9 protein-coding genes are annotated in these 8848 nt (G+C 72.9%); 5 read left to right on the top strand and 4 right to left on the bottom strand.

All coding sequences use genetic code 11. The features are described from left to right. The first annotated feature begins 41 nt into the window (after positions 1-41). Positions 42-575, top strand: coding sequence for a hypothetical protein (locus HYE82_RS30285; protein ID WP_179177389.1), 534 nt, complete (start codon positions 42-44; stop codon positions 573-575). A gap of 88 nt (positions 576-663) precedes the next feature. Here the strand turns inward: HYE82_RS30285 and HYE82_RS30280 are convergent, their stop codons facing one another. Next, on the bottom strand, positions 664-2100 hold the full coding sequence (locus tag HYE82_RS30280) for a PLP-dependent aminotransferase family protein (RefSeq protein WP_179177388.1): 1437 nt from the start codon (positions 2098-2100) through the stop codon (positions 664-666). Here HYE82_RS30280 and HYE82_RS30275 point away from each other — a divergent pair. Both HYE82_RS30275 and HYE82_RS30270 read left to right on the top strand, forming a co-directional pair. Continuing rightward, the gene (locus HYE82_RS30275) at positions 2099-3334 is read left to right on the top strand and encodes an aminotransferase class V-fold PLP-dependent enzyme (RefSeq protein WP_179177387.1); all 1236 of its coding nucleotides are present in this window, start codon (positions 2099-2101) and stop codon (positions 3332-3334) included. The genes HYE82_RS30280 and HYE82_RS30275 overlap by 2 nt on opposite strands. Beyond that, positions 3331-4833: an MFS transporter gene (locus HYE82_RS30270; protein WP_309144498.1), complete on the top strand. Its 1503-nt coding sequence runs from the start codon at positions 3331-3333 to the stop codon at positions 4831-4833. Before HYE82_RS30275 ends, HYE82_RS30270 begins: the two co-directional genes overlap by 4 nt. 9 nt (positions 4834-4842) lie before the next feature. Here the strand turns inward: HYE82_RS30270 and HYE82_RS30265 are convergent, their stop codons facing one another. Further along, on the bottom strand, positions 4843-5139 hold the full coding sequence (locus HYE82_RS30265) for a hypothetical protein (protein WP_179177386.1): 297 nt from the start codon (positions 5137-5139) through the stop codon (positions 4843-4845). Positions 5140-5730: 591 nt separating this feature from the next. Continuing rightward, entirely contained in the window at positions 5731-6180 is a 450-nt protein-coding gene (locus HYE82_RS30260) for a hypothetical protein (protein ID WP_179177385.1), read from the bottom strand. Positions 6181-6358: 178 nt separating this feature from the next. Between HYE82_RS30260 and HYE82_RS30255 the strand changes: the two genes are divergently transcribed. Then, positions 6359-6736, top strand: a complete 378-nt coding sequence (locus tag HYE82_RS30255; protein ID WP_179177384.1) for a hypothetical protein — start codon at positions 6359-6361, stop codon at positions 6734-6736. 197 nt (positions 6737-6933) lie between these two features. After that, a complete protein-coding gene (locus HYE82_RS30250) occupies positions 6934-7374 on the top strand; it encodes a hypothetical protein (protein WP_179177383.1) in 441 nt (146 codons plus the stop codon). A gap of 174 nt (positions 7375-7548) precedes the next feature. Here HYE82_RS30250 and HYE82_RS30245 read toward each other — a convergent pair whose 3' ends face one another. Then, complete coding sequence (locus tag HYE82_RS30245) at positions 7549-8466, bottom strand: alpha/beta hydrolase (protein WP_179177382.1); 918 nt, start codon at positions 8464-8466, stop codon at positions 7549-7551. Positions 8467-8848: the final 382 nt, after the last annotated feature.

Genomic DNA, 8848 nt, shown 5'->3' with positions numbered 1-8848 from the left:
CGCCACGCCCCCTCCGCCCGCCGTGCCCTACCGTGACCGGCATGAGTACGCCGAGAGCGGGACGGCCGGGCTACCGGTACGTCGGCCCGGAACACGTGAGGGCCGCCGTCCGGGCGGCGGAGACCGGGACCCCCGTCCGCACAGCGGCCGACTTCGCCCGGTGGGCGGCGGCCCGGTCACCCGGCGAACTGGCCGAACCCTTCACGTTCGTCATCGGCACGGACGGCGTCCTGAGGCTGGCCCCACGCCGCAGCGAGCACGTCGCCTGCGCCGGCGGGGACCGTGTCCTGAGCGCCGGCGAGATCAGCTTCCGTTGCCGCACCGGAGCCGACGGACGGTGGGGGGTGCGCGAGGTCAGCAACCAGTCGACCGGCTACTGCCCGGACACGGTGTCGTGGCCGGCCGTGGCCCGTGCCCTGGACGCAGTCGGGCTCGACCACCCGGACTGCTTCACCCACGGGATCGTCTTCCGCCGCTGCCCCGCCTGCCAGGAGCACAACATCGTGCGGGACGGCCACTTCGCCTGCGTCTTCTGCGACACGGACCTCCCACGACACTGGAACGTCGACCTGTAGACCTCCCCGGCCCGTTCAGCGGCGGCAGGGCATGCCTGGCTCCCCCGCCCCGCCCCGCCCCGTACGGGTGGTCACGCGCGGGAGCCTCTCAGGCCCGGGGCAGGGTGTGCGCCGCTGCGGCCAGGCGGTGCGCGGCTTCGGTCAGGTCCGCGGTGTCGGCCGCCGCGGCGAAGCCGAGGCGGAGGTGCGAGGCGGGCGGGTCCGTGGGGAAGTAGCGGTGGCCGGCGTCGACGGAGACGCCGTGCAGGCGGGCCGCGTCGGCGACGGCGGTGTCGGTGAGGCGGTCGGGCAGGCGGAGCCACAGGTGCAGGCCGCCGGCCGGGTGCCGGGCGAGTGTCCAATCGGGCAACTCGCGGGCGAGGGCGGTGGCGAGCGCGGTGGAGCGGGTGCGGAGCGCGGTGGCGAGGGCGCGCAGGTGGCGGTCCCAGGCAGGGGTGGAGAGCAGTTCGACGGCGGCTTCCTGGAGCGGGCGGGCGGTGAAGAAGTCGTCCACCTGCCGCATGCCGCGCAGCCGGTGCACCACCGGGCCGCGGGCGACGAGTGCGCCGATGCGCAGGCTCGGCGAGGCCGGCTTGGTCAGCGAGGTCAGGTGGACGACCGTGCCGTCGCGGTCGTCGGCGACCAGCGGACGGGGCACGGGGCCTCCGTGGCCGAGGTGGCGGGCGAAGTCGTCCTCGATCAGGAACGCCCCGGCGGCCCGGGCCACGTCCACGACCTGGCGGCGGCGCTCGGGTGCGAGCACCGTACCGGTCGGGTTGTGGAAGGTCGGCTGGCAGTAGAGGAGCCGGGCGCCGGTCATGGCGAAGGCGTCGGCGAGCAGGTCCGGGCGGATCCCGTCCCCGTCCATGGGGACGGCGACGGGGCGCAGGCCGGCCGCCCGGGCGGCGGCGAGGGCGCCCGGGTACGTCGGCGACTCGACCAGCAGCGGGCTGCCGGGGGCGGCCAATGCGCGGAACAGCATCGACAGTGCGCCCTGACCGCCGCCGGTGACCAGGACGTCCTCGGGGTTCACGCCGTTTCCTGCCTGCCGGGCGAAGAGCGCGCGCAGCGGGGCGAGTCCGGCGACGGGGGCGCGGTGCCAGGCGTCCGGGCGGCGCGCGGCACGGGCGAGCGCGGCGCTGAGTTCGCGGGCGGGCCGGAGGCTTTCGTGCAGGTAGCCGCCGGAGAGGGCGACCGTGCCGGGCGGGAGTTCCTCGGACGGGCCGTTCGCGGCGCCGCCCGGGTCGAAGGCGCGGCCGGGGTCGAAGGCGCGGCCGGCCAGGGCCACCGTCTGCCAGGAGGTGTCCGCCGGGCCCTCCTCCGACGCCGGGGGGCGGCGGGTGGCGACGTACGTACCGCTGCCGGGGCGGGTGACGACGATGCCCTCGGCGGCCAGCAGGGCGATCGCCCGGGAGACCGTGACCGGGCCGACGCCGTGACGGGCGATCAGTTCCCGGCTGCTGGGCAGCCGGTCGCCCGGCTCGAGGGCGGCGATCTCCGTCCGGAGGATGGCCGTCAACACGTCAGTACTGCTACTGTCAGACATGAGAACAGAGAATAGCGCTTTCGGATCATCGGCAGAACCGCTCCTCGACGTCGCCGCCTTGCGGGCCGACACCCCCGGCTGCGCATCGGTGATCCACTTCAACAACGCCGGCTGCGGCCTCATCGCCCGCCCCGTGCTCCAGGCCATGCTCGACCACCTCCACCTGGAGGCCGAGATCGGCGGCTACGAGGCCTCCGCCGCCAGGGCCGCCGACATCGCCGACTTCCACGCCTCGATCGCCGAACTGGTGGGCGCCCGCGCGCGGAACATCGCCTTCGCCGGCAGCGCCACCCACGCCTACACCAAGGCCCTCTCGGCGATCGACTTCCGGCCCGGCGACGTCGTCCTGACGACGCGGAACGACTTCATCTCCAACCAGATCGCCTTCCTCGCCCTGCGCCGGCGCCACGGCGTACGGATCGTGCACGCCCCCGACCACCCGGACGGCAGCGGCGTCGACGTCCGGGCGATGGCCCGCCTGATGCGCACCCACCGCCCGCGCCTGGTCGCCGTCACCCACGTCCCCACCAACTCCGGCCTCGTCCAGCCGGTCGCCGAGATCGGCCGGCACTGCCGCGAACTCGGCCTGCTCTACCTCGTCGACGCCTGCCAGTCCGTCGGCCAGTACCCGATCGACGTCGAGGAGATCGGCTGCGACCTCCTCACCGCCACCTGCCGCAAGTTCCTCCGCGGTCCGCGCGGCTCCGGCTTCCTGTACGTCTCCGACCTGGTGCTGGACGCGGGGTACGAGCCGCTGTTCATCGACATGTACGGCGCCCGCTGGACCGGCCCCGGCGAGTACCGCCCGGTCGGCACCGCCGCCCGCTTCGAGGAGTGGGAGTTCCCGTACGCCACCGTGCTCGGCTGCGCCGCCGCCGTCCGCTACGCGCTGCGGGTCGGCCTGGAGCCGGTCTCGCGGCGCACCCCGGCGCTCGCCGCCCGGCTGCGCGGGCAGCTGGCCGGGCTGCCGGGCGTACGGACGTTGGACGGGGGTACGGCGCCCGCCGCCCTGGTCACCTTCGCGGTGGAGGGGTGGCGGCCGCAGCCGTTCAAGGCCGCCATGGACGCACGCGGCATCAACTCCGCCTTGAGTTTCCGCGAGTTCGCGCAGTTCGACTTCGGGGACAAGGAGGTGGAGTGGTGCCTGCGGCTGTCGCCGCACTACTACAACACCGAGGACGAGGTCGACGCGGTCGCCGCGGCGGTCGCCGAGCTCGTACGGAACCCCGGGTGAGCGGGGGACGCCCAGCCGGCCCGGTGACGGCCGGACCCGCAGCCGCCGCACCCGCAGCCGCCGGGCCTGCGGCGGACGAGCCTGCGGCGGACGGGCCTGCGGCCGCCGCCCCGCCCTCGTCGTCGAAGGTGGAGGAGAGCCTGTGGTGCAACGGCGACTTCCTGAGGTTCTGGTTCGGCGAGACGGTGTCGCTGCTCGGCACCCAGATCACCAACCTCGCCCTGCCGCTGACCGCGATCAGCGCCTTCGGCGCCACCGACGAACAGGTCGGGCTGCTGCGCTTCCTGCAGCTCGTCCCGTACCTCGGGCTGGCCCTGCTGATCGGGGTCTGGACCGACCGGGTGCGGCGCCGGCCGGTGATGCTCGGCGCCAACGCCGTCCGGCTGGTGCTGATCGGCTCGGTGCCGCTGCTGTACTGGCGGGACCTCCTCGACCTGACGATCCTGCTGGTGATCGCCTGCGCCGTGGGCATCGCGTCCGTCGTCTTCGACGTCAGCTGGATGTCGTACGTTCCCACGGTCGTCCGCACACCCGGGCACTACGTCGAGGCCGGCGCCAAGATGGGCACCAGCTCCTCCGCCGCCGACGTGGCCGGGCCGGGCCTCGCGGGCGTCCTCGTCTCGGCCCTCACCGCACCGGTCGCGCTCCTCGTGGACGCCTGCTCGTACGCGGTGTCCGTGCTGTCGCTGCTGCTGATCCGCACGCGCGAACCCCGCCCGGAGCCGGCCGCCGAACGGCATCTGCTGCGCGAACTCCGCGACGGGCTCGGATGGGTCATGGGGAACAGGGTGCTGCGGGCGCTCGCGCTCGTCGGCTTCTGCTGCAACTTCTCCATGATCACCACCTGGACGATGTTCCTGCTCCACGGCACGAACGACCTCCACCTGGGCTCGTCCACCCTCGGGACCATCCTCGCGACCGCCTCCGTGGGCGGACTGATCGGCTCGCTGGTCTCCCGCCGGGTCATCGCCCGCTTCCCGCTCGGCCGGGTGTACCTGGTCGCACAGTCGGCCCTGCTGCTCGGCCCGACGCTCATCGTGGCGGCCGACGGGCCGAGGCCGCTGATGCTGGCGATGTTCGTGCTGTCCTTCTTCACGACGTACCTCGGCCTGGGCGTGGCCGGGGTCATCATCGTCAGCCTCCGCCAGACCCTGACCCCGCAGACGATGATGGGCCGGATGACGGCCGCGTTCCGGACACTGCTGTTCGGCGGCGGGGCGCTCGGCGGGCTCGCGGCCGGCCTGCTGGCGGGCCGGCTCGGCGCCCACGGCGCGCTGGTGGTGGCGGCCATCGGCTCGGCCGCCGTCGCAGTCGGTCTGCTCGCCTCCCCGGTCAACCGCCTGAAAGCGCTGCCGGAGCCGCTCCCGGAAGCGATCCCGAAGGCGATCCCAGAGGTGCCCTCGGAGGCATCTGCCGAGGCGGCGGCGGATGGAGCCGCCGCCAGCGGTCGGCGGTCCGACCGGAACCGTTCACCGGGCCGGCGAACACCCTTGACGTGAGCCTGATCGTCAAGCGGCGGGGAGCGGGCCTGCGTTGGTGACGGCGCCTGTCCACCAGTCTGGTTGATCGGCCTCCCGCCAGGCGACGTCGAGCTCGCGATGGGTGAGCTCTTCGGCTCTGCGGTGCAAGGCTGCCTGAGCGACCTCGGGCTCGCAGGAGGGCACGGGATGATCGAGCCTGCCGTCGGCGACGCCCTTCGGGTTGGTGAAGTGGACAGCGAACCGCCATCGGTCAGGCGTGCGGTACAGGACGAGCGTCGTCGGCGTTCCGATCGTGCGCCAGTACGGTTTCCTCTTGCTTCCCATGTCAGCAAGGTACCGGCGGCAGTGAGAAGGCCTGCCCCGCCCTACTCGCCGCCGACGCTCACCACCTGCCCGTATCACCTGCCTGTCTCCTGCGCGAGGAAGACGCCGGCACCGTCACTCCCGATCCAGCGGGCCAGCAGGCGCGTGGTGCGGTCCGCTGCCGGGTGGCCCAGTCGGCATGGTCGGCGGCGATCTGGGTCTTCCCGGTCCCGCCGAGACCTGGGACCACCCAAGACGTCAGGTTCCCGCCGCGGCGATGGCCGCCGCCACGACGGCTGCTGTCACCGTCGCTGCCGTCCGCGGCGGGCGGGGCGGCCGGTTCGTCGAGGTCCACCGCCAGGTACCGGCGTCGGAACCCCTCGGCGCGGTGCGGAGGGGGAGGGGGAGGCCGACCACGTACGGCCAGGCGACGGGGGCCGGGGATGCCGGGAGTGGATGTTCTGCACGTTCCCGGAGCCGACCTGCACGGCGGTCGGCCCGCCGAACCGGCTCCCCGCCAGGACAGCGTACGGCTGTCCGCCGGCGCAGCGCCGCTCGCGTCCTGGGCCGCAGTGGGCGCTTCGGTGCCGGCGGGGCCGGACCGGGGCGAGGTCACTCAGTGGTCCGGCCGAACGTGACCTCCTGGGTGTTGCCGCCGCCCACCTGCACGGCCGTCGGCCCGGAGAAGGTGTTGTGCGTGATCTCGATCCGTCCCACGGCCGCCGCCGCGGTGTGCTCGGCCACGAGCGCCCGCAGCTGCTCGGCCAGGGCGTCCCGCTCCGCGTCACCGACGCACTCCAGCAGCCCGGCGAAGCGGGTCTGCCAGATGATCTCCTGCTGGATGCGCGCCGCCGCGGCCTCGGTCTCGGGCCGACCGGATGCCGCCAGGGCGGCCGCGGTCGCGTCGAGGTGCTCCAGCTCCGCCCCCTCGCGGTGTGCGTTCCCGCGTCCGAACATCAGCGCCAGCCGGCCGCGCAGCCCCTCCCAGGCATCGGTACCGGCCGCCTGCACGACCGCCGAACCACCCGCAGCCGCCATTGCGGCCATGGTTTCAGCCAGCATGTTCCCCCCTTGCATCGATGCGTCAGCTGTCTTCCGTCGGTCCCTACCCAGCCGTCAACGTCCCTGCACACCACACCACTTCGGTTCGGAGGCGGCGCGGACGGGGAAACCGTACAGCGGCAGGGTTGGTCCGTCTGGGGAGGGCGTAATGACTGATCTTTGGCCAGGGAAGAACCTGTTGGGACAGTGGATTGCCGGGACGGCAGTCGGGAGCCTCCAGGTGGTCCGCACTACGGGCAGGCTGGTCCTCACCGACCAGCGGCCGGCGTTCAGGCCGCTGATGTTCGGGGAAAACGCCGGCCCGTTCAAACTCATGTTCGGTCTGACCAACGCCGTCTCGGGGCTGGACGATCACTACCCCGCGCGGGTGGACATCACCGGCGTCGAGGCGATGAACGGGTCGGCCCTGATGGCCGTCCACCTGCAGACCGGGGGAACGCGCCACTCCCTCGTCCTGCGCCGCCGGATCGGCCCGGTCTTCAGCCGCAAGCACGCCCCGTACCGCGACAACGCAGTCCAGCGGATCTCCGCGGCGGTCGACGCGGTCCGCAAGTAACGCGCCGCCCTTGCACCCCGCGCCCGTCCGTCCGGCCGGCCGGATGGACGGACAAACGGGTACGGGAGCGGCAGCGGCAGCGGCAGCGGCGAGGACCCGTTTCAGGCAAAGCCCTGTCTACGCGCCGGTAGGCCGCTACGTTTTCAGACCCATTAGCAAGCGACGCAACCGAGAACGAGAACAGCAGGGGGGACGAAATGCTGGCTGAGGCATTGACGGCGCTGGCCGCGGCAGGGGGTGCCGCGGTGGTGCAGGCCGCCGGCACCGACGCCTGGGAAGGGCTGCGGAGCCGACTGGCGCGGTGGTTCGGCCGCGGGAACGCCGAGCGGGAACGCGGCGAGCTGGAGCGCCTGGAACACAGTGCGGCCGAGATCGTCGCCGCCGACGCCGGCACGGCCGACCGGGTCAGGGCGCGCCAGGAGGTGGTGTGGCAGACCCGCATCGAGACCCTGCTGGAAGGCCTGGACGACGAGCAGCGCACCAAGGCCGCCGGCCTGCTGCAGGAACTCCTGGAGCAGGCCACGCCCCCGTCCGCCGGTGAAGCCGGAGGGGTGTCCGGCAACACGTTCAAGGGCCCCACCGCGTTCCAGGTCGGCAACAACAACCGCCAGGACGTCCGCTTCGGCCCCCGGGCATGACCCTGCCGACGGAGCGTCGGCGGGCCAGGCAGACAGGGCACGGGAGCGTACCGGGCGGGGTGCACGGCAACACCTTCACCGGTCCCGCGCGTTCGTCTCCGGCGACCACGCGACCCGGCACGTCACGTTCGTCTCGTTGAAGCTCGGAGCCGATCCGGATCGGGCGGTGCGTCCCTACGCTTGCGTGATCCGGTCGCGCAGCCAGGAGTCGACGCCGCTGAGCGCCGTCCTGGCCATGGCCGTGGGGTGGCCCGTGAAGCCGTGGGGTGCCTCGGGGTAGATCCTGAGCTCGACGTCATTGCCGGCTGCTGCCAACCGGCCTGCCAGCGCCAGGTTGTCTTCCAGCAGCACGTCTGCGCTTCCGATGATCAGCAGCGTCGGGGGAAGCCCGCGAAGAACTCCGTAGAGGGGAGAGATGTCGGGAACAGCGCGGTCTTCCACATGGCCGGCGTACGCCTGGATGAAGTATTCGTCCGCGATGCGGCGACCGGCCGGGGTTCGTGCGCTCAAGTCATAGGTCCCGAAGTGGAGCGCAGCGCCGGCGAATCGACCGGCGGCACCTCTGTCCCTCAGCCGGAGCAGGGTCGCCAGGGCGAGTGTGGCTCCCGCTGAGCTCCCGCCGATCGCAAGCCGGGACGTTCCGAAGCGGGCCTCGGCTTCTTCGACGAGCCAGAGCGCCGCTGCTTCACAGTCGTCGGGTGCCGCCGGCCAGGGGTGCTCAGGGGCCAGGCGGTAGTCGACGCTGACAACGGCGAGGCACAGGGCGTCCGCGAGTTCGCGGTTGCGTCGGTCTCCTCGCGCTGCGGAGTCCATGTAGAAGCCGCCGCCGTGTATGTCCAGGTAGACGCCCCGCGGCGGACCGTCGACAGGCGTGAAGATCCTGACGGGGACGCGCGCTTCCGCGACTTCGATCGTCTCTTCGATGGCCGGCGGATGGACGGCACGAGGAGCAGACCTCTTCGCTCGTGCCTCCTTGAGCTCCTCCAGCGTGCTGGGGCCACGGCCGGCCGCCCTCGACTCGTAGAAGTCACGAGCTGCATCGACCTGCTCCGGGGGCACGTCAGCGAACAGTGCGTCCAGCGCGAATCGCACGCGCCCTCCTCATCACTCGGGTCTCGACCCCACGCTATCGCCGACCTTCAGCGCCGGATCCGTCGCAGGCCAGGAAATGCCGCACGCTCGCCTACACGTCCTCGGACGGCCTGACGCAGTGGCCGTGCCGCGTCCACCACTCCCGAGGTGTCGGCCTCGCCGCTCGGGGCCGCCCGCCGACCCGGGTGCCCCGGCCGCCGGTCGCAGGCCCGTCTGCTCCCGACTGCCGGGAGAAGACGGGTCTGCGGGTGCTGGGCCGGTGGGGTGCCGGGTTATGTTGTGCCTTTCATCGGGGGACGACATACGGAGCTTGTGCATGACACAGAACAGCGGGCAGGGGCCGGGGCCCGGGTATCCGGGCCAGGGGCAGCAGTACGGGGGC

Source organism: Streptomyces sp. BR123 (assembly GCF_013401435.1).
Taxonomy (GTDB): domain Bacteria; phylum Actinomycetota; class Actinomycetes; order Streptomycetales; family Streptomycetaceae; genus Streptomyces.
Note: the sequence above shows the minus strand (reverse complement) of the source record. Positions and strands in the feature narration are given on the sequence as shown.

Excerpts from the sequence above, each read along its gene's own strand:
- HYE82_RS30285 (WP_179177389.1), top strand. The coding sequence starts at position 42 with ATGAGTACGCCGAGAGCGGGACGGCCGGGCTACCGGTACGTCGGCCCG.
- HYE82_RS30275 (WP_179177387.1), top strand. The coding sequence starts at position 2,099 with ATGAGAACAGAGAATAGCGCTTTCGGATCATCGGCAGAACCGCTCCTC.
- HYE82_RS30280 (WP_179177388.1), bottom strand. The coding sequence starts at position 2,100 with ATGTCTGACAGTAGCAGTACTGACGTGTTGACGGCCATCCTCCGGACG.
- HYE82_RS30265 (WP_179177386.1), bottom strand. The coding sequence starts at position 5,139 with ATGGGAAGCAAGAGGAAACCGTACTGGCGCACGATCGGAACGCCGACG.
- HYE82_RS30260 (WP_179177385.1), bottom strand. The coding sequence starts at position 6,180 with ATGCTGGCTGAAACCATGGCCGCAATGGCGGCTGCGGGTGGTTCGGCG.
- HYE82_RS30250 (WP_179177383.1), top strand. The coding sequence starts at position 6,934 with ATGCTGGCTGAGGCATTGACGGCGCTGGCCGCGGCAGGGGGTGCCGCG.